Annotated in this window: 20 protein-coding genes; 17 read left to right on the top strand and 3 right to left on the bottom strand. The window is 29.1% G+C overall.

Annotation, left to right across the window (positions count from 1 at the left end):
* Positions 1-101 precede the first annotated feature (101 nt).
* Positions 102-992 (top strand): DMT family transporter, encoded by an 891-nt coding sequence (locus tag H2684_RS02110; protein WP_182087690.1) that lies wholly within the window; start codon positions 102-104, stop codon positions 990-992.
* Between the two features lie 32 nt (positions 993-1,024).
* Here the strand turns inward: H2684_RS02110 and H2684_RS02105 are convergent, their stop codons facing one another.
* Positions 1,025-1,462, bottom strand: a complete 438-nt coding sequence (locus tag H2684_RS02105; protein WP_182087689.1) for a MarR family transcriptional regulator — start codon at positions 1,460-1,462, stop codon at positions 1,025-1,027.
* A 175-nt stretch (positions 1,463-1,637) separates the two neighbouring features.
* Here H2684_RS02105 and H2684_RS02100 point away from each other — a divergent pair, with 175 nt between their 5' ends.
* Positions 1,638-2,639 (top strand): YhdH/YhfP family quinone oxidoreductase, encoded by a 1,002-nt coding sequence (locus H2684_RS02100; protein ID WP_182087688.1) that lies wholly within the window; start codon positions 1,638-1,640, stop codon positions 2,637-2,639.
* Positions 2,640-2,758: 119 nt separating this feature from the next.
* Entirely contained in the window at positions 2,759-3,109 is a 351-nt protein-coding gene (locus tag H2684_RS02095) for a hypothetical protein (RefSeq protein WP_182087687.1), read from the top strand.
* Between the two features lie 276 nt (positions 3,110-3,385).
* Here H2684_RS02095 and H2684_RS02090 read toward each other — a convergent pair whose 3' ends face one another.
* The gene (locus H2684_RS02090) at positions 3,386-6,427 is read right to left on the bottom strand and encodes a vitamin B12-dependent ribonucleotide reductase (RefSeq protein WP_182087686.1); all 3,042 of its coding nucleotides are present in this window, start codon (positions 6,425-6,427) and stop codon (positions 3,386-3,388) included.
* A 512-nt stretch (positions 6,428-6,939) separates the two neighbouring features.
* Between H2684_RS02090 and H2684_RS02085 the strand changes: the two genes are divergently transcribed.
* From H2684_RS02085 to H2684_RS02045, 10 genes are all read left to right on the top strand, one after another.
* The gene (locus H2684_RS02085) at positions 6,940-7,428 is read left to right on the top strand and encodes a PTS sugar transporter subunit IIA (RefSeq protein ID WP_182087685.1); all 489 of its coding nucleotides are present in this window, start codon (positions 6,940-6,942) and stop codon (positions 7,426-7,428) included.
* A gap of 44 nt (positions 7,429-7,472) precedes the next feature.
* Complete coding sequence (locus H2684_RS02080; RefSeq protein WP_182087684.1) at positions 7,473-7,778, top strand: PTS sugar transporter subunit IIB; 306 nt, start codon at positions 7,473-7,475, stop codon at positions 7,776-7,778.
* 52 nt (positions 7,779-7,830) lie between these two features.
* The gene (locus tag H2684_RS02075) at positions 7,831-9,246 is read left to right on the top strand and encodes a PTS galactitol transporter subunit IIC (RefSeq protein WP_182087683.1); all 1,416 of its coding nucleotides are present in this window, start codon (positions 7,831-7,833) and stop codon (positions 9,244-9,246) included.
* Between the two features lie 145 nt (positions 9,247-9,391).
* On the top strand, positions 9,392-9,697 hold the full coding sequence (locus tag H2684_RS12450; protein ID WP_347707500.1) for a DeoR family transcriptional regulator: 306 nt from the start codon (positions 9,392-9,394) through the stop codon (positions 9,695-9,697).
* Positions 9,646-10,155, top strand: coding sequence for a hypothetical protein (locus H2684_RS02070; RefSeq protein ID WP_347707506.1), 510 nt, complete (start codon positions 9,646-9,648; stop codon positions 10,153-10,155). Before H2684_RS12450 ends, H2684_RS02070 begins: the two co-directional genes overlap by 52 nt.
* Before the next feature lie 240 nt (positions 10,156-10,395).
* Positions 10,396-11,157: a DeoR/GlpR family DNA-binding transcription regulator gene (locus tag H2684_RS02065; RefSeq protein WP_182087682.1), complete on the top strand. Its 762-nt coding sequence runs from the start codon at positions 10,396-10,398 to the stop codon at positions 11,155-11,157.
* Between the two features lie 169 nt (positions 11,158-11,326).
* Complete coding sequence (gene lacA, locus H2684_RS02060; RefSeq protein WP_182087681.1) at positions 11,327-11,755, top strand: galactose-6-phosphate isomerase subunit LacA; 429 nt, start codon at positions 11,327-11,329, stop codon at positions 11,753-11,755.
* Positions 11,756-11,775: 20 nt separating this feature from the next.
* Positions 11,776-12,297 carry a galactose-6-phosphate isomerase subunit LacB gene (lacB, locus tag H2684_RS02055; protein WP_182087680.1) on the top strand — a complete coding sequence of 174 codons (522 nt, stop codon included), beginning with the start codon at positions 11,776-11,778 and terminating at the stop codon, positions 12,295-12,297.
* A gap of 41 nt (positions 12,298-12,338) precedes the next feature.
* Positions 12,339-13,193 carry a tagatose bisphosphate family class II aldolase gene (locus tag H2684_RS02050; RefSeq protein ID WP_182087679.1) on the top strand — a complete coding sequence of 285 codons (855 nt, stop codon included), beginning with the start codon at positions 12,339-12,341 and terminating at the stop codon, positions 13,191-13,193.
* Positions 13,190-14,116 (top strand): 1-phosphofructokinase family hexose kinase, encoded by a 927-nt coding sequence (locus tag H2684_RS02045; protein ID WP_182087678.1) that lies wholly within the window; start codon positions 13,190-13,192, stop codon positions 14,114-14,116. Before H2684_RS02050 ends, H2684_RS02045 begins: the two co-directional genes overlap by 4 nt.
* Before the next feature lie 75 nt (positions 14,117-14,191).
* On the opposite strand, the gene H2684_RS02040 is transcribed toward H2684_RS02045, so the two are convergent.
* Positions 14,192-14,950, bottom strand: coding sequence for a DeoR/GlpR family DNA-binding transcription regulator (locus H2684_RS02040; RefSeq protein WP_347707499.1), 759 nt, complete (start codon positions 14,948-14,950; stop codon positions 14,192-14,194).
* A 179-nt stretch (positions 14,951-15,129) separates the two neighbouring features.
* Between H2684_RS02040 and H2684_RS02035 the strand changes: the two genes are divergently transcribed.
* The 4 genes from H2684_RS02035 (at position 15,130) to H2684_RS02020 (ending at position 20,130) form a co-directional block, all read left to right on the top strand.
* Positions 15,130-17,427, top strand: coding sequence for a formate C-acetyltransferase (locus H2684_RS02035; protein WP_182087676.1), 2,298 nt, complete (start codon positions 15,130-15,132; stop codon positions 17,425-17,427).
* A 19-nt stretch (positions 17,428-17,446) separates the two neighbouring features.
* Positions 17,447-18,253 carry a glycyl-radical enzyme activating protein gene (locus H2684_RS02030; protein WP_182087675.1) on the top strand — a complete coding sequence of 269 codons (807 nt, stop codon included), beginning with the start codon at positions 17,447-17,449 and terminating at the stop codon, positions 18,251-18,253.
* A gap of 61 nt (positions 18,254-18,314) precedes the next feature.
* Entirely contained in the window at positions 18,315-18,995 is a 681-nt protein-coding gene (locus tag H2684_RS02025; RefSeq protein WP_182087674.1) for a fructose-6-phosphate aldolase, read from the top strand.
* Between the two features lie 40 nt (positions 18,996-19,035).
* Positions 19,036-20,130, top strand: coding sequence for a Gfo/Idh/MocA family oxidoreductase (locus tag H2684_RS02020; protein ID WP_182087673.1), 1,095 nt, complete (start codon positions 19,036-19,038; stop codon positions 20,128-20,130).
* The last annotated feature ends 407 nt before the right edge of the window (positions 20,131-20,537 follow it).

The following is a 20,537-nucleotide window of genomic DNA, read 5'->3' as shown; positions in this document are numbered from 1 at the left end:
TTAGTATGATATTTTGGTAAAGTAATAGGTTGAAGCTTAAATTCAACCTATTATTTATTTATATAAAAATATATAATATTTGTTGAGAGGGGGAGAGATATTTGAAAAATAGAGCAATTAGATCAAATATTATTTTATTAATTACAGCTGCAATATGGGGCTTTGCTTTTGTAGCACAGAGAGTAGGAATGGATTTTGTAGGACCATATACATTTAACGCTGTAAGATTTATACTTGGAAGTATGTCACTTATTCCAATTATATTTTTATTTAAAGACAATCCTAAAAAAGGAAGTGAAAAGGAAGTTATTAAAGCTGGAATTATATCAGGAATTCTTTTATTCTTAGCATCATCTTTTCAACAGGTTGGTTTACAGGAAACCACAGCTGGTAAAGCTGCGTTTATAACAGGACTTTACATAGTAATTGTTCCTATGATTGGAGTGTTTTTAAATAGGCATATAAATATAAATTCATTTATAGGTGCAATTGTAGCCACAGTTGGACTTTATCTTCTATCTATTAAAAATGGAATTTCAATGTCTTATAGTGACTTTTTAGAACTTATATCTGCTTTTTTATTTGCATCTCAGATACTTGTAATAGATCATTTTGTAAATAGAGTGGATTCTATAAAGCTTGCTTTTTATCAATTTGTAACTTGTGCAGTTTTTAGTACAATAATAGCTTTGCTAATGGAGAGAATAGATGTTCATGGAATAGTCCAAGCATCAGTACCTATATTATATGGAGGCATAATGTCCGTTGGTATTGCCTATACACTTCAGATATTGGGGCAAAAAGGTGCCGATCCAACTTATGCTTCAATTATAATGAGCATGGAAACTGTATTTGCTGCTATTGGAGGATTTTTAATTCTTGGGGAAACTATGGGAACTAGAGAGTTTATAGGATGTGTACTTATGCTAACAGGAGCAATTTTATCTCAAGTGAAAATTTTTAAAAATAAAAGTACAGTTTTAAATCACTGATAAAAAACTGTACTTCTCTGATGAAATTGAACTTATGAATTTGAATTAAAGTTATTATTCATTTTCTTTAGTAATTTTAAAAATATTTCTTTTTCTTCTTCTGAAAAGTTTTTATAGGCAGTATTATATACTTCATTTGAAATAGTGTTATACTTGCCTTTTATTTCTTTTCCTTTCTCCGTAAGTATTATATAAGTAACTCTTTTATCTTTTTCATCTTTTACTTTTATTATATATCCAAGTTCTAATAATTTGTTAATCAATGGAGTTATTGTTGATTTATCTTTTTTAGTTATTTCAGCAATTTTCTTCATTGTTAATTTTCCGTTATTTTCATATAATGCGGTGAGGACATTCCCATGTGAAGGAATCAGTCCATCTAAATTTTCCTCAATTAACTTTTCCTTGATGAAATTTAGCATCTTTTTTCTAGTTCTGCTTATAAAATGTACTATATATCTATCATCCATATAAAAACCTCAACTTTTAGATTTAAGTATATATTTAAAGTAATTATGTAAATTATAATACTTAGAGAAAGTGTAAGTCAATGCATTCTAAATAAAATAGTTTGACACAAAACTATTTTGAGAATATAATTGGTTTTATATCAAACTATTATTTTGGAAAGGGGAATTTAAATTAATGATAGGCAAAAAGTTTAAAGCTATGGTAGTAAGTGAACATGAAAACAATACTTATTCAAGGGAAATTGTAGATAAAGATATTTCTAGTCTTCCTGATGGAGATGTGTTAATTAATGTAAAGTATTCATCTTTAAATTATAAAGATGCTCTTTCAGCAATTGGAAACAGAGGAGTAACGCGAAAGTATCCTCATACACCAGGGATAGATGCTGCTGGAGTTGTTGTTGAAAGCTTAAGTGAGAAATTTAAAGTTGGAGATCAGGTAATAGTTACAGGCTATGATTTAGGTATGAATACTTCAGGTGGTTTTGGACAGTATATAAGGGTACCTGTTGAATGGGTAGTCAAATTGCCTAAAGGCCTTTCAATGAAAGAAAGTATGATATATGGGACTGCAGGTTTTACAGCAGCTTTATCTGTGTATAAACTGACAACATCAGGGGTTACTCCATCTGATGGAGATATATTAGTATCTGGTGCAACTGGAGGAGTAGGAAGTATGGCAGTAAATATTCTAAGCAAAATAGGATATAGTGTTATTGCTGCTACTGGTAAACCTGAGGCGAAAGATATATTAGTAAAAATGGGAGCAAAAGATATAGTTTTAAGGAAAGATATAGATGATAAATCTGGAAAAGCTCTTTTAAAAGGAAGATGGGCTGGAGTAATAGACACAGTTGGTGGAAATATTTTAGCAACAGCACTTAAATCTACTAAATATGGTGGAAGTGTAACTTCATGTGGAAATGTTGCATCTCCAGAACTTTCAACAACAGTATATCCATTTATACTAAGAGGAGTATCTCTTCTTGGAATAGATTCAGTTAAGTGTCCTAGAAAGTTAAGATTAAAGTTATGGGAGTTACTTTCAAATGAATGGAAACTAGATAGTTCAAATTTAAAATTTGAGGAAATAAGCTTAAGTGGTTTAGATGCAAAAATAGAAGATATTCTAAAAGGAAAACTAATAGGTAGGACTATAGTAAATCTTGATTTATAATAAAATTTTTAAAATTAGGAACTCCCCGAATAAATTTTATACAGTTTTTAATTTGAATAATTATTGTTAATAGGATAAAATTATGATTGTGTAAACACAATAATTAAGGGGGAATTTTGATGTTCTGGAAAAATCTAATAATTCAACTTATATTTATATCTCTAATATTTGTATTTTTTTATGCTGTATTAAAAAAATATGTGCTTGTAAAGTTTAATCCAAATAAAAAGATAATTCTTACTTTATCAATAATAGTTTTTTTAATACCTAGTATAATTGAAGTAGCTACTAAAACGGCTTCAGTTAATCCTATAATTCAGTATACTTCAAGTGCACTTTTTGTAATCTTGTTTTTATGGTTTCTAGATTTACATAATGGTACTATGAATGTAAATACGAGAAATAAAAAGAAGGATATAAAGATAAGACCAAAGCCTAAGCCAAACAGAGTTAAAAATAAAAAGAGATAGTATTATTTTAAAGTATATTGTCTGCTACTGAATAATTAGAGTATTTATATTGTAAATGACAATATTATATAAAATTCACATTTTAAAACAATATATTGACAAAAATTTAAATTAATGATATTATATTTTCGTAATAAAACATAGTTTTATTAAATAATATCCCCTATTAGCCTCATGATCCCCCATGAAGGCTTTTTTTTTATACATTAGTAGAATTTAAAAGCAGCTAAGTTATAAAAAATAACCTAGCTGCTTAATTATTAACTATTAGCTGAATTAACTGCATCCTGTAGTTGATCCACAATCAAGACAAACCATGCAAGTTCCATTTCTCACCATTCTACTACTTGAACATGTTGGACATATTGATCCATATACTCGTTCACCTTTTGTTCTAGTTACCTTTATTTTAGAATAATCAATTGGTCGATTATTTTGGGTACTACCTTCATTTAAATTTGAGATTGTATCCTTGTCATAATTTTCGGGTTTAACTTCACATCTTGAAAAATCTCCAAGTTCTATATCAATAACTTTACTTATAAGATCTGAAATTGAAGATACATATTTTATATATGGATGTTTTTGTACAAATCCATAAGGCTCATATTTTTGACCTCTCAGCATTCTGGAAATGTCCTGAGGAGGTACATGATACTGAAGCATTACTGATATGGATTTGGATAGTGAATTTAAAAGCCCAGTTATTATAGTTCCCTCTCTATCTGTAGTTATATATATTTCTGATATTTCACCATTTGAGCGTCTGTTTACTGTAGTATATATTTTCACATCATCTATTTGTGCTGGATGTGTTGTTCCGGTTCTTATTCCAACAGGTTTTTCTCTCTTTGAGTATTTAATTCCCTTTTTAAGTTTGTAAACTTCATCTAAAAGCTGCTTATAAGTTAAGTCTTCAAGTTTTACATCATTTGTATTAGAAAGAGTTGTATTTAGAGGCTGTGCAGCTTTTGAAGAATCTCTGTATAAAGTTATACCTTTTACACCAAGTTTCCATGATGATAAAACAACATTTTTGAAATCCTCTACGGAAGCGTTTTTTGGAAGATTTACTGTTTTTGATACTGCACCTGATATAAGAGGTGTTATAGCTGCTACCATTTTTACATGTCCCATAGGGTCTATGTATCTTTCACCACTTCCGCATTTATTTGATGTATCAAATACTGCTAGGTCTTTATCCTTTAAGTGAGGAGCACCTTCTATTTTACCATCAAGTATTTTTTCATAGGTGAATCCATTTTCTGTTACAGTTTCTTTTTCACTTATATAGTCTATGATGTCCTGTATTTCTTCATTGTTGTATCCTAAATTTTTTAAAGATGCCCTTATTACAGGATTTACTATGGTCATAAATCCACCGCCTGATAGCTTTTTATACACTATATGACTGAAAAAAGGTTCAATAGATGTAGCTCCGCAGTCCATTGCAAAAGATATTGTGCCTGTAGGTGCAATTACAGAAACCTGAGCATTTCTAAATCCATAAGTTTCTCCACCTTTCAATGCATTTATAAAACTTTTTTTAAGCTGTTTACCTATATATCCAAGATTTTCACTTTCAAGAAGTTTATGATTTACTTTAAGTGGAACATAATTTAAATTTTCAAATTCATTGCTGTATTTTACTTTGCTGTTTTTTGTAAGTTCTTCAAGATTTACACCAGCAGCTCTTGCATGATTTCTCATTACTCTCATCATGTATGGTTTATTTATTTTAAATTTTTTAAAAGGACCTACTTGTTTTGCCATAAGAGAGGAAACGTAGTAGGATTCTCCAGTTAGTATTCCTATTAAAGATGACGCAAGAGCTCTTGCCCTATCCGAATCATAAGGATAGCCCATGACCATTAATAATGATGCCATATTTGATACTCCAAGTCCTGTAGTTCTAAAAAGATATGTTCTTCTTGCAATATCTTTTGTAGGAAACTGTCCCCAATGTATAGATCCTTCTAGTATTAACTGTGCTAAGTGTATTATATGAAGATATCCATCCATGTCAAAATGTCCTGTGTTAACATCATAAAATTTGTATATATTTATAGATGCAAGATTACAGGAAGTATCGTCTAAAAATGCATATTCTCCACATGGATTTGTAGAGTTTATTCTATTGTAGCTTGCATTTACATTTCCATCTTCTCCAGCAGGACAAGTATGCCAAGCATTAAATGTATCAGAAAATTGTGGAGCTGGATCGGCACATTTCCATGCAGAATAATTAAAAGCTTCCCATATAGCTTTTACACTTTCTTTTCGTGTTAATTTTGGATCTACTCGACCAGTTAATTCTATAGTTGCTTTATCATTTTTATCTAAATTTTCAACTTTTTTCATAAAGTCGTCGGAGAACCTAACTGAGTTATTGCTGTTTTGTCCTGATACTGTTTCATAGGCTTCTCCGTCTATGTCCATATCATAACCCATTTTACCAAGAGCTCTTACCTTGTCTTCTTCTTTTGATTTCCAGGTTATGAAATCCATAATTTCTGGATGATCTACGTCTAGACATACCATTTTTGCAGCTCTTCTTGTGGTACCACCTGATTTGATAGCACCTGCATTTCTGTCAAGAGCCTTTAAAAAACTCATAAGTCCAGAGGAAGCACCTCCTCCAGATAGCTTTTCACCTTTTGCTCTTATAGCTGAAAAGTTACTTCCAGTTCCAGAACCACCTTTGAACAATTTCGTTTCTGTAACAAATTGATCTGATATAGAATGTTCTCCAAGTAGTTTATCTTGTATTGATATTATAAAACAAGCAGAAGCCTGTGTTCTTGTGTAGTTATCATTGCATGGAACTACCTTGTTTTCATTTTCATCAAAATAATAATTTCCCTGTTTTGCACCGTCTATGCCATAGGAAAGTTTAAGTCCGGTATTGAACCATTGTGGAGAATTTGGTGCAAACATTTGATTTAAAAGGGCATATACGCATTCGTCATAGAATATTTGTGCCTCATTTTCAGTAGTTATCAATCCTTCATCTTTTAAGGCTTGACACCAAAAGTTTACCATTCTGTTTGCTACAGATCGCATGCTATTTTCATAGCCAAGTTTTCCAGGAACTCCTGCTTTTCTGAAATATTTTGAAGCTATTATATCACAGGAATTTTGAGAATAGTGCTCTGGAAATTCAAGATCTTTCATATCTACAAGAACTTTGTTTGTTTTGTGGTCCTTTAAAAATACATCGACTTTTTTCCATTTAAAAAGATCATATACTGTTTTGCTTTTATCTCTTTCAAGCTCTTTTGTATAATATCTTTTAAATATATCACTTATAGAGTTCAATGGATATCCTCCTCGTTTTTTGTAATTTTAGATTTAACATTATAAAAACTATATATAGTATATAGAAAATAACAATATACTATATATAGCAGTATATATAACTTCTTAATTATAAATTATACATAGATATTATTCAAATATAGATAGATATAGTTTAGCTACAAATTCACTATAAAAAATGATGTTATAGTAGTGTATTCTATAAAATATAGTCTTAATTGCATTATTTAAGACTTGATAAATTTATAATGCTTATTTATACTAAAACATTTTTACCATAAAATATAAAAAATATAAAATTTTATAATAGAACATAACAGTTCAATAAAGTAATATCATAAATTATATAGAATATTAAATATAAATAAACAGAAATAATACAAAAATAAACATAAATAATACATAAAAGTATTGACAAATATACAAAATAGATATAATATATAAAATAGATAAAGGAAATGAAATAAATACAAACATAAATAATACATAAATATATAGGAGGATAGGACATAGTGATAAATGAAATAAGCGATTTATTTAAAAAAGATTTAATTTATGTAAAAGATGTAAAGGACAGCAATCAACTTTTTGAAGTAATTGGTCATGAATTAATAAAAAAAGGATTAGTAAAAGATAATTTTGTAAGTGCAATTATAGAAAGAGAAAAGAATTATCCTACTGGAATTGATTTAAGTGTAGTAGAGGGACAAAAGTATAATGTGGCAATACCTCATACTGAAAGGGAATACTGCAATAGTAAATGCATTGTTTTTGTAAAGATTAAAAATGAGATAAATTTTAAAAATATGATAGCACAAGATGAAGAATTGAATGTAAAGTATGTGTTTATTATTATAAACAATGAAAACGAAGTTCAAACTAATATTTTGTCAAATATTATGGATTTTATAACTAAAAAGTCTAATATGGACAAACTAGAACAAATAGATAATGAAAAAGAATTATATGAGTTTATTACTGGTAAAAAAGAAAGTAAATAATTATTTGCTATCTTTGAATATAAAATAAAATGGAGGTATGTAAAATGATAAAGATTTTAGCAGCTTGTGGTGCAGGAGTAAATTCCAGCCATCAAATTAAAGATGCAGTAGAAAAGGAGATGAAAAGTAGGGGGTATGATGTTAAAGCAGATGCAGTTATGGTAAAAGATATAACTGAGGAATTAGTGTCAAAATATGATATATTTACTCCTATAACAAAAGTTGATGTTGGATTTGATATTAAAATACCAGTTATTGAAGCAGGACCTATATTGTATAGGATTCCTTCTATGGCTAAACCAGTTTTTGATAAGCTTGAGGAAGCAATAAAAGAGATTGGTAAAAACTAAACTAATTAAAAATAAATTAATAGTTTCGTAAATAGAGAGGAGATATATTGGAATGGGAGGAATTGTTGAATTTTCCAATGCGATTTTTAAACCGTTGATAAACTTAGGAGCAGCTCCAATGATGTTCATAGTTTTATCAATTTTGGCAATTTTAATGCGTGTAAAGGTTAGTAAAGCACTTGAGGGAGGACTTAAACTTGCAATTGCTTTAACTGGAATTGGACAGATAATTTCACTTTTGACAACTAATTTTTCTGATGCACTGAAAGCTTTTGTTAGATCTACTGGTATAAATTTATCTATAACTGATTTAGGATGGGCTCCAGTAGCAACTATAACATGGGGTTCTATGTATACGTTATTCTTTTTATTTATACTTGTAATTGTTAATGTTATAATGCTTTTACTTAACAAAACTAATACACTTGATGTAGATATATTTAATGTATGGCATCCTGCATTTTGTGGAATATTGATAATGTTTTATTCAAAAAATTTATTAGTTGCAACAATATTTGTAGTATTTATTGGAATATTGAAGATAATAAATTCAGATTTGATGAAGCCAACTTTCAATGATCTCTTGAACATGCCAGATAGTAATCCAACAACTACTACACATTTGAATTATATGATGAATCCTATAATTATGGTTTTTGATAAATTAATTGATAAATTTTTACCATTTCTTGATAAATATGATTTCGATGCAGCACAGCTTAATAATAAGATAGGATTTTGGGGAAGTAAGTTTGCCATAGGAGCTTATTTAGGTGTATTTGTAGGTTTGTTAGGACATCAAAGTGCTATACAGATATTTACTTTGTCATTTATAGGTGCTACATGTTTGGAATTATTCTCTGTAATAGGTTCATGGTTTATAGCAGCAGTTGAGCCATTATCTCAAGGTATAACTGACTTTTTAAGTAAAAGATTATCTGGAAGGACATTTAATATAGGAATTGACTGGCCTTTTGTAGCAGGTAGAGCAGAAATATGGGCTGTAGCTAATATATTGGCACCTATACTTCTTGTAATGGCAATGTTTTTACCTGGAAATAGATTATTACCATTAGGTGGTATTATAGCAATGGGAGTAACACCAGCACTGTTAGTAGTTACTCGTGGTAAGATGATAAGAATGATATTAATAGGAGTGCTTGAAATACCAATATTCTTATGGGCAGGTACTGCAATGGCACCTTGTGTTACTGATTTGGCAAAACAAGTTGGAGCATTTCCAAATGGATTGGCAGCGTCTACACTTATATCACATTCAACTTGTGAAGGACCTGTAGAAAAATTCCTTTCAATATATATAGGAAAATTTTTTAGTACTGGTAATGTTACTACAGGTTTGTATGTTTTAATAGGTCTTGTAGTTTATACGCTTCTATTTGTTTGGTATGCTAGAGAGATGAAAAAACGTAATAAAGCATATAAAGAAGAAAAAGCTATGGCAGAATAATAATGTCTATATAAAATAGAATAAAATAATTCAATAAACTAATATTATAAATCATAAATAGTATTGAAATCATTACGAAAGAATGATAGTATATATTATATAATAATAAGACTTTCTTATGTGATCACTTGTGGAGGATTACAGTATGTTAAAGGAAGAAAGATTTCAAAAAATATTAGATATGCTTGATAAAAGTAATATAATAAAAATAACAGATATAAATAAAAAACTAGGCGTTACTGAAATAACTGTTAGAAGAGATTTGAAAGTTCTTGAAGAAAGAGGATTACTTAAAAGAATTTATGGTGGTGCTAAGAAAGTCGAAAAATCTAATATTAGTAGATTTCAAGAACTATCAAGTAATGAGAAAAGAAAAATAAATATAGAAGAAAAAAATATATTGCAAAGCTTGCAAGTGAAAGAATACATGAAAATGATATTATTTATATAGGGCCTGGTACTACAAATGAGTTTATATATGATTATTTAAATGTTTCATATATTAAGGTTATAACTAATTCAATGCCTGTATTTCTAAAATTTAGAGAAAATGAACATTATGAAATTATACTTGTAGGTGGAAGGTATCGACTGCATACAGATGTGTTTGTAGGAAGTTTTACTAATGAAAATTTAAAAAATATGAGAGTCAAAGCTGCATTTGTTGGTACAAATGGAATTTGTGGGGACAGCATAACAACTTCAAATGAAGAAGAAGGTGTGTGCCAAAGAATAATATTAGATAATGCACTGCAAAAATATATACTTTGTGATAGTAGCAAAATTGGTAAACAAGATTTCTTTAGCTTTTATAATTTACATGATGTAACAGCTGTAATAACAGATAAAAATATAGATAAAGCTGTAAAAGAAAAATATGAAAAGTATGTAAGTATAATAAATTCCTAAGATGTTAAGTTGCTTTAAAATAGAAATTAATTTCTATTTTAAAGCAACTTTTTTAAGGAATATCTTAAATGTAAATATACAATATGAAAATTATATTTAATATATAAAACATAAATAGAACATAAAAAGAATAAAATAAATCACAAATAGTATTGAAAATGACATAAAAAAGTGATAACATATAATTGTGAACCGAAGTTATTGATTATTTGGTTGTGACAGTTTATGGAGGAATATATTATGCTAAGAGAGGAACGGTTCCAAAAGATACTACAAATACTTGATAGAAATAACATCATAAAGATAAGCGATATAAATAAAGAACTAGGTGTTACAGAAATAACTGTAAGAAGAGATTTAAAAGTTCTAGAGGAAAGAGGATTTCTGAGTCGAATTTATGGTGGAGCTAAGAAAGTAAAACAGGAAAATAAATATAATTTTAAGGAACTTTCTAATAATGAAAAGAGAAAGATCAATATAGAACAAAAAAGACATATTGCAAAACTTGCAAGTGAGAGAATACAGGAAAATGACATTATTTATATAGGACCTGGTACTACTAGTGAGTTAATATATGATTATTTAAATGTTTCATATGTAAAAGTTATAACTAACTCAATGTCTGTATTTTTAAAATTTAAAAATGATAAGAGATATGAAGTTATACTTGTAGGTGGAAGATATAGATTGCACACAGATGTGTTTGTAGGAAGTTTTACTAATCAAAATTTAAAAAATATGAGAGTTAAAACTGCTTTTGTTGGAACTAATGGAATTTGTAATTATAATATAACAACTTCAAATGAAGAAGAAGGTGTGTGTCAAAGAATAATACTAGATAATGCATTACAAAAATATATACTATGCGACAGCACAAAGATAGAAAAAGAAGATTTTTTTAATTTTTATAATTTAAAAAATATAACAGCAGTGATTACAGATAAAAAAATGGATGATAAATTAAAACAAAAATATGAAAAAGTAGTAGATATAATTAATTAAAAAAATAATCTCATATTACAAAGAATAGAGATTAAAAATATAAAATAAATATAGAAAATTATGATCTTCTATGAATTAAATTATATATAAACCAAATAAATTATACCATAGAAGATAATAATATAAAAGTTTTAAGAAAATATTGAGAACTTGCAAGGAGGTAAAATTTATGAAAATAGCAATTGGATCTGATACAGATGGTTTTGAATTGAAAGAATATTTGAAAAAATATTTGAGTAATAAGGGTTTTGAAATTATTGATAAGACACCTGAAAAAGGACTTAATCTTTTTCAATCAGCAAAATTAGTTGCAGAATCAGTTTTGGATAAAGAAGCTGAAAGAGGGATAGCAATAGATGAATATGGTGCAGGATCATTTATGGTGGGATGCAAGCACAAAGGAATAATTTGTGCAGAAGTTTCAGATGAACATTCAGCTAAGATGACAAGCCAGCATAACTCAGCTAATATGATCACATTGGGTGCTGGAATTGTAGGAAAAAAATTAGCTGAAGCAATTGTAGATGCATATTTAAAAGAAAAATATGCAGGTGGAAGACACCAAATAAGAGTTGATATGCTTAATAAGATGCTATAAATTATAGGGAGGTAATAGTAATGATAATTTCACTTGGTTGTGATCATATAGTTCCTGACGTTAAAATGAAAATTTCACAGTATTTAAAATCAAAAGGACATGAGGTTATAGATAATGGTACCTATGATTTTGTAAGAACACATTATCCTATATTTGGAAAAAAGACAGCTGAAAAAGTTGCGGCAAAGAAAGCTGATCTTGGAATAGTTTTATGTGGAACTGGAGTAGGAATATCAAATTCTGCAAATAAAGTTAAAGGTATAAGAGCTGCCTTAGTAAGAGATGTAAGTACTGCAAAATATGCTAAGGAATATTTAAATGCAAATGTTATAGCATTTGGAGGTAGAATAACTGGAATAGGCCTTATTGAAAATATAATAGATGCATTTCTTGAAACAGAATATAAACCTACTAAAGAAAATGAAGAGATAATAAAGGGAATTGATGGATTAATAGATGACGATAGTAAACAATTTGAAAATGAACACTTCTTTGATGAATTTATTGAAAAGTGGAATAACGGTTACTATCCAAAAGAGTAGAAGCTTTAATCTGAATAAATGAGAAGGAAGTGAATCATATCATGATTGTTACAACTAAAGGATTGCTTGTAAAGGCTCAGAAAGAAAATTATGCAATTCCTGCATTTAATATACACAATCTTGAAACCTTTAGAGTTGTAGTTGAAACTGCTGCTGAATTGAAATCACCTGTAATAATTGCTGGCACACCAGGAACTATAAGTTATAGTGGTGAAGATTATTTAATGTCAATTGCAAAAACTGCAGCAGCTCGTTATCCTGACTTACCAATAGCAATGCATCTAGATCATTTTGAAGATGTGGAAAAGATTAAACACTGTATTGATGTAGGATTTACATCTGCAATGATAGATGCATCTAGAATGTCATTTGAAGATAATGTTAAAATTACAAGAGAAATTGTAGAATATGCACACTTAAATGGAACAGTGGTAGAGGCAGAACTTGGAATGCTTGGCGGTAGAGAAGAAAATATAGTGGTAGATGATAAAGATGTAATTTACACTAATCCAGATGCGGCAAAAGAATTTGTGGACAAGACTGGAATAGATTCACTTGCAGTTGCAATAGGTACTGCTCATGGATTATACAAGGGAAAGCCAAAACTTGATTTTGAAAGACTTAAACAGATAAGAGAAAAAGTATCTATACCATTAGTACTTCATGGAGCTTCTAATGTACCTGAGGATTTGGTGAAAAAAGCAATTGAACTGGGAATATGTAAAGTAAATATAGCAACAGATCTTAAAATACCTTTTTCCAATGCAGTTAAGGATTACTTTAAGAAAAATCCAGATGCAAATGATCCTAGAAAATATATGACTCCTGGTAAAGAAGCAATGAAAAAAGTTGTTATTGATAAAATTATGATGTGTGGGAGTAATGGAAAGATTTGATTACAATTGTGAACTTAAATGCATCTGTAGATAAAAGGTATGAAATAGAAGACATAGTAAAAGGAAAAGTAATGAGAGCTAGATCCGTTGAAAATGCTGCAGGAGGGAAAGGTATTCATGTTGCAAATGTGGCACATGTATTAGGTGAAGATGTTGTTACAACAGGATACATTGGAGGAAAGACAGGAGAATTCATAAAATCACAGCTTGATGAAATCGGAATAAAAAATGATTTTGTGAAAATAAAGGATTCAACAAGGGAATGTCTGGCATTTATAACAGATGATATGGCTCAAACTGAAATTTTGGAACCAGGACCCTATATAACTGAAAAAGAGCAGGAAGATTTCATGCAGATTTATGAAAAGTTACTTTCAGAGTCTGATATTATAGCTGCATCAGGAAGTGTTCCAAAAAATATTTCTAAAAATGTATATGCAAAACTTATAGAGAAGGCAAATAAAAACAATAAGAAATTTTTACTTGATACAAGTGGTGAGCTATTAAAAGAAGGTATAAGTGCAGTACCTTTTATGATAAAGCCCAATAAAGATGAACTAGAATCACTAACAGGGAAACCAATAACAGATGAAAAAGATGTTGTAAAATGCATAAAAGACTTAAGTAAAAGTGGAATCAAATGCATAGTTGTATCTCTAGGAGCTAATGGTTCAATAGTATATTTTGATGGAAATATATTTAGGGTTACTATTCCTAAGGTAAAGGTAGTTAATCCAGTAGGATCAGGGGATTCATTAGTTGGAGGATTTGCAGTTGGGCTAGAGAGAAATTATTCTATGGATAAAATAATAGCCCTTGGTACTGCTTGTGGAACAGCTAATGCTATGATTAAAAAAACAGGTTGGGTGGAAACTTATCTAGTAAAAGATATAATTAAAAAGGTTAGTATAAATAGAATTTAACATAAAAAAATTAAAATAACGTATTTGGACTAATTCATGATTGTCCAAATACGTTATTTATATATTAATAGAATTTTAAATAAATTTTGTGTTTGTTTTATTTAGTAAATTAATTATATTACTCTCTGGATAGTCTTCTGTTATTATAGCATCTATTTCATCTAATGTTGCAAATTTATAGTTTCCGTCAAAATAGAACTTTCTATTTTCCATTACAAGATAAACTACTTTGCTATTTCTAATTATTGCTTTTTTTGTATTTCCATCTTCAAAGTCAAAAGTAGTTACACTACTGTCTAATATATTTACACCGCAACTTCCTATAAATGCTTTTGAAAATCTATAATTTGCTATATTTTCAATTGTGGTGGATCCTGTAAATCCATTTAGATCTTTGCAAATTATGCCTCCTGGACAGATAATTTGTATATCATTTTTTTCACTATTTATTATTGATATAATGTCAATCATATTTGTAACTACAGTTAATTTTTTACTACATCTTGAAATTAACTTTGCAAGAAAAATATTTGTAGTTGATATATCTAAAAATACAGTGTCCCCATTTTCGATTAAGTCAAAGGCCTTTTTAGCAATTATAGATTTTGATTCTATATTAAAATTTTTTCTTGCATCTACTTTTTTAAAATCTGCGGCCTTTCTTATTGATACAGCTCCACCGTAGGTTCTCTTAAGTAAATTTTTCCTCTCAAGTAGTTTTAAGTCCTTTCTTATACAGTCCTTTGTTACATTGAATTTTTTACTTAAGTCATTTACTATGACTTTACCTTCCCTATTTAAAATATTTAGTATTTCATTATGCCTTTCTTCCATAAACATTTAAATCATCCTTTTAAAAATATCCTAGTATAAATTGTTTACTATTATTATATATTATTTTAGCAATATAAAACAATTAATTAAAGTGTTGAAATAGGTATTAATTAGTAGTACAATATAAATAAAGAATAAACAATAATAAACAATAAAACAGAATCAGGGGTGAATATAGAATGAATGAGAGAATTAATAATTTAAAAAATCAGCTTTTTAGAAATAAAAGAGAAATTTCACTAGAGAGAGCTCTTTTATATAAAGAAAGTTATAAAAATACAGAGGGAGAGCCAACTATTATAAGAAGAGCCAAGGCTTCAGCATATATTATGGACAATGTTCGTATAGCTATCAGGCAAGGAGAGCTTATTCTTGGAAATAGAACGGTAAAACCTAGAAGTGGAATTGTTTCACCGGAAATGGATCCATACTGGATTTATAAAGAACTTGATACTATTTCTTCAAGATCTCAAGATTCATTTTATATTAGTGAAGAAGATAAAAAAATATATAGAGAAGAGTTGTACCCTTATTGGAAAAATAGATCTATGAAAGATTTTATAAATGCAAAGATAGATCCAGAAATAAAGGAAGCTGTTGATGAGAATATTATAGCACTGAACCAAACGGATAAGGGACAAGGTCATATTATTATGAATTTTCCTTTTATTCTTAAAAAGGGTATAAAATTTATTTTAGATGAAATTAATTTAAAGTTAGAGAAAAATCCGGAAAATAATTTTTATAAGGCAGCACGCATAACAATTGAAGCAATGCAAAGGCATATTTTAAGATATTATAAATTGGCACTAAAAGAAGCTGAAAATGAGAAGGATGCAAAGAGAAAAAATGAACTTTTAGAGAGCGCAAGAGCATCAAAGAAGATTTCAGAAGAAAGACCGGAAAGCTTTTTTGAAGCTTGTCAATTACTTTGGTATGTAAGTATATGTGCCCAATATGAATCAAATGCAAGTTCACTTTCTTTAGGTAGATTTGATCAGTATATGTATGATTTTTATAAGCATGATATTGATTCTGGTGTTCCAAAGGAATATTTAAAAGAAGTCCTTGAATGTCTATGGATAAAGACAAATGATGTAGTGCTTGTTAGAAGTGCAAATAGTGCTAAATATTTTGCAGGTTTTCCTACAGGATACACCGTAGCTCTTGGTGGACTTACTGAAAATGGGAGATCAGCAGTTAATGAACTTTCCTATCTGTGTCTTGAAAGCTATCATGACATAAAGCTTCCTCAGCCTAATTTAGCAGTTAGATTAAATGAATTAATTCCAAGGGATTTTTTAAATCTTACGGCTAAAACTATAAGACTTGGAACTGGAATACCACAGATATTCAATGATGAAGTAATAGTTCCAGGTTTCTTAAATAGGGGAGTTTCTCTTGAGGATGCAAGAGATTATGCTATAGTTGGATGTGTAGAGCTTTCAATTCCTGGAAAGACTTATGGACTTCACGATATAGCATTGTTTAACTTGCTTAAAGTTATGGAAATATCCTTAAAAGAAAATAAAGATAAAGAAGATATAAATTTTGATTTTATAATAGATGATATAAAGAAAAAGATTCGTCACTATGTAAAATTGGTATGTGAGGGATCAAATATTGTAGATATTGGACACAGAGAATTTGCACCAGTTCCACTTTTATCTTCTCTAATAGATAATTGTATAGATAAGGGAAAAGATATAACAGAAGGTGGAGCAAAGTATAATTTTTCTGGTGTACAGGGTATAGGTGAGGCAAATTTAAGTGATTCACTTTATGCAGTAAAGAAGGCTGTATTTGAAGATAAGAAAATATCATTTAAGGAACTTGTAGAGGCACTTGAAGCGGATTTTGAAGGAAAAGATTATGAAAATCTTAGAAAAATGCTTATAAATAATTACGATAAATATGGAAATGATAATGATGAAGTTGACTTTATATCTTCAGATATATTGAGGTATTATGCAAAAGAACTTGAAAAGTATTCAAATCCAAGAGGAGGCAAGTTCATACCTGGTGCATATACAGTTTCAGCTCATATTCCTCTTGGAGAAGCAGTAGGTGCAACTCCTGATGGAAGAAAAGCTAAAAGTCAGCTAGCTGATGGAGGACTTTCTCCTATGGTAGGAAGAGATCTTTTGGGACCAACTGCTGTGCTTAAAAGTGTAAGTAAACTTGATAACTATCTTACTACAAATGGAAGTCTTTTAAATGTTAAGTTCACTCCAAAGGCACTATCTGGAGATGAAGGAATTAAAAAGTTTGTTGATTTTCTATTGGCATTTATGAAACTTAAAATACAGCATATCCAATTTAATATAATGTCAAGAGAAACTCTAATTGATGCACAGAAAAATCCTGAAAATTATAAAGGACTTGTTGTAAGAGTAGCAGGTTATAGTGCATTCTTTGTAGAACTTAACAAGAAGATACAAGATGATATAATCGCAAGAACTGAACACACACTATAAAATTGGATGTGATTTACTTATGGAAGATATGAAAGCATTGATTTTTAATATACAAAGATATTCTCTTCATGATGGAAATGGCATTAGGACAATAGTGTTTTTCAAAGGGTGTCCTCTACATTGCCCATGGTGCTGTAATCCAGAATCCCAATCTTTTGAGATAGAAAATCTGTCTGAACCTAATGAATGTAGTGGAAGATTTTCCCCGAATAATGGTAGAGTATATGGTAAATATATGACTATTGATGAAATTATAAAAGAAGTTGAAAAGGATAGGATATTTTACAATACATCAGGTGGAGGGGTGACTCTATCAGGAGGTGAAGTGCTTTCACAGGGGAAGTTTGCAATTGAGCTTCTTAGGAGATTAAAGAAGCTATCTATAGATACAGTTATTGAAACATCTGGCAGTGGAAATAGTGAAATATTGCTTGAAATGTCAAAGTACTTGGATACTATACTATTTGACTTGAAAATAATGGATAAATTAAAGGCTAAAAAAATTATTGGAATTGATATAGAATCTGTAAAAAATAACATGAAGTTACTAGTTGAGAATAAAAAAAGAGTGATTCCAAGAATACCTTTAATTCCTGGTTATACTATGGATAAAGAAAATATTAATGAAATAATCAAGTTTGTAAAAAGCCTTGATTTAAAAGAGGTTCATATACTTCCTTTTCATCAGTATGGAAGTAAAAAATACGAATACTTGAAAAGACAGTATGATTTAAAAGATGTGGATCCACCTGATATAAAATTAGTGGATAACATAAAGAAAACAATTGAAAGTCATAAAATAAAGGTAGTAGTTGGTGGAATGTAATATTATAAAAGCCATAAAAGCCATATAAAATATTAAAATTTATGATAAGGAGTGAATTAAAATGGAATTTATGTTTGACACAGCAAATATTGAGGTTATAAGAAAGTACATTGATGTTTTTCCTATAACAGGTATTACAAGTAATCCAAGTATTATAAAAAAAGAGGGAAAAATTGATTTCTTCAATCATTTTAAAGAAATAAGAAGTATTATTGGATTTGACAAAAGCATGCACATTCAAGTAGTAGCTACAGATTGTGAAGGTATAGTTAAAGATGCAAAGACAATACTTGACAAAATAGATGATAAAGTATATGTTAAAATTCCTGTTACAGAAGATGGACTTAAAGCAATGAGAATACTTAAATCTGAAGGAGTAGGTATTACTGCAACTGCAGTTTACACAAAGGCACAGGCACTTTTAGCACTTGAAACAGGAGCTGACTTTATTGCACCATATTTTAATAGAATGGAAAACAGTGATATGGATCCGCGTAGTACAATAAAGATGATTGCAGACATGATAGATAGATATGGATATAAAACTAAAATACTTGCAGCAAGCTTTAAGAATATAGGTCAGGTAATGGATGCTTTTTCAGCTGGAGCTCAAACTGCAACTGTAGCACCAGAAATTCTCTGTGGTTCAGTTAAAATGGCTTCAATAAAAGAGGCAGTAGAGAACTTTACATCTGATTGGAAAAGTATATTTGGAAAGGGAATTTCCATCTCTGATTTATAAAATTTTCTGTTGCAAAATATTTATCTGAGGAGGAATTTTAATGAGTAGATTGTCGAATAACGTTAATTTTTCTATAGTGGGATTTGGTGGGATAGCTAGAACTCATGCATTAGGAGCATATATGGGAAATATTAAATTTCCTCTTGATTACAGCCTTAATTTAAAGAGTACAGTTACAAGGAAACCTATGGATTTTAAAATAGCCGGTACAGAAAATTATACTAATATAGATGATATTTTAAGTGATGATACAATAGATTTTGTAGATATATGTACTCCAAATAACGCACATTTTGAAATTCTAAAGAAAGCAGTAGAAGCTGGAAAGGCAGTGTATTGTGAAAAACCACTTTCTTCTTCTCTAGAAGATTCAATTGAAATGGAGAAATTAGTTAGAGAAAGTAAATTGAAAAATGCAGTTGCTCTTATATATAGATATATGCCAGCAGTACGATTGATAAAAAGTGCAGTAGAGGACAATTTAATTGGAGATATAATTGATTTTAAAATAAAGTTATATCATAAGAGCTATCTAAATCCAAATAAAAAAGGAAGCTGGAGGACAAAACAGTCTTCTGGTGGAGGTGCTCTTGTAGACCTTGGAGTACATCTTATTGACGCAATTCATTTCACTCTTGGAAAAGTTAAAGAAGTTGAATGTGATACAAGAGTGTTTTTCAAAGATAGAACTAATGTAGATGAAATAGCTTATTGCAAAATGAATATGAGAAGCGGTGCCAGAGGAAGTCTTGAAGTTTCAAGAATTTTTGCAGAGAAGGATGAACCTACTACATACGTTTTATATGGTACTAAAGGATCAATAAAAATGAGTTCAAATGAACCATATTTTATAGAAGTGTATAACTATGAAGATAATAAAGTTGAGAAGATATCTTCAATTAAAAATGACAAATTAGCAGATTTCTATCCTAAAGAGAGAGATTCTTTAGGATTTCACCAGGATTGTCACTCAGCATGTATTGTAAACTTTGCAAATAGTGTATTTACAGGGGATGACTGTGAAAATATAGCTAAATTTAGAGATTCATTAAATGCAGAAATTGTAATTGATGCATGTTATAAATCTGATAGGGAAAAGAAACCTGTACAGGTTGATTATAGAGAAGACTTATAATAATTAAAAAAATAGAAAAATGTAAAACATGTGGCGTATGGGATTTTAAATTCTCATACGCCATTAAAATTAAGTATAGAATTGTTATATATGTGAAATACTATATTACTAGTTATAAGTAGTATATTAAAAACTAAAATAGAGTATTGAGAATTGAAGATAGAGTATCAAATATTAAAAATACAGTATCAAAAATATAGAAGAATAATTTATTAATGTATCTATAAATATTGAAAAGTAACAATTTAATTATTTCTAATAATTTGATACACTAATTTGGCACGATAATTGCTGGATATAAGGATGTAATATATTACATGCATTAAAATCATTAATTTTGGTTACAGGTTCATTAGAACTTTTATATAAATTTATATACTCAAATCCTGTAATAAATAAAGAATAGG

This window comes from Clostridium sp. cel8 (assembly GCF_014050525.1).
Taxonomy (GTDB): Bacteria; Bacillota; Clostridia; order Clostridiales; family Clostridiaceae; genus Clostridium_B.
Note: the sequence above shows the minus strand (reverse complement) of the source record. Positions and strands in the feature narration are given on the sequence as shown.

Bases quoted from the DNA above. Each gene is read 5' to 3' on its own strand.
- H2684_RS02040 (WP_347707499.1), bottom strand. From the start codon at position 14,950: ATGGAAGAAAGGCATAATGAAATACTAAATATTTTAAATAGGGAAGGT.
- H2684_RS02075 (WP_182087683.1), top strand. From the start codon at position 7,831: ATGGGAGGAATTGTTGAATTTTCCAATGCGATTTTTAAACCGTTGATA.
- H2684_RS02080 (WP_182087684.1), top strand. From the start codon at position 7,473: ATGATAAAGATTTTAGCAGCTTGTGGTGCAGGAGTAAATTCCAGCCAT.
- H2684_RS02100 (WP_182087688.1), top strand. From the start codon at position 1,638: ATGATAGGCAAAAAGTTTAAAGCTATGGTAGTAAGTGAACATGAAAAC.
- H2684_RS02095 (WP_182087687.1), top strand. From the start codon at position 2,759: ATGTTCTGGAAAAATCTAATAATTCAACTTATATTTATATCTCTAATA.
- H2684_RS02065 (WP_182087682.1), top strand. From the start codon at position 10,396: ATGCTAAGAGAGGAACGGTTCCAAAAGATACTACAAATACTTGATAGA.
- H2684_RS02035 (WP_182087676.1), top strand. From the start codon at position 15,130: ATGAATGAGAGAATTAATAATTTAAAAAATCAGCTTTTTAGAAATAAA.
- H2684_RS02030 (WP_182087675.1), top strand. From the start codon at position 17,447: ATGGAAGATATGAAAGCATTGATTTTTAATATACAAAGATATTCTCTT.
- H2684_RS02050 (WP_182087679.1), top strand. From the start codon at position 12,339: ATGATTGTTACAACTAAAGGATTGCTTGTAAAGGCTCAGAAAGAAAAT.
- H2684_RS02025 (WP_182087674.1), top strand. From the start codon at position 18,315: ATGGAATTTATGTTTGACACAGCAAATATTGAGGTTATAAGAAAGTAC.
- lacA (WP_182087681.1), top strand. From the start codon at position 11,327: ATGAAAATAGCAATTGGATCTGATACAGATGGTTTTGAATTGAAAGAA.
- H2684_RS02020 (WP_182087673.1), top strand. From the start codon at position 19,036: ATGAGTAGATTGTCGAATAACGTTAATTTTTCTATAGTGGGATTTGGT.
- lacB (WP_182087680.1), top strand. From the start codon at position 11,776: ATGATAATTTCACTTGGTTGTGATCATATAGTTCCTGACGTTAAAATG.
- H2684_RS02105 (WP_182087689.1), bottom strand. From the start codon at position 1,462: ATGGATGATAGATATATAGTACATTTTATAAGCAGAACTAGAAAAAAG.
- H2684_RS12450 (WP_347707500.1), top strand. From the start codon at position 9,392: ATGTTAAAGGAAGAAAGATTTCAAAAAATATTAGATATGCTTGATAAA.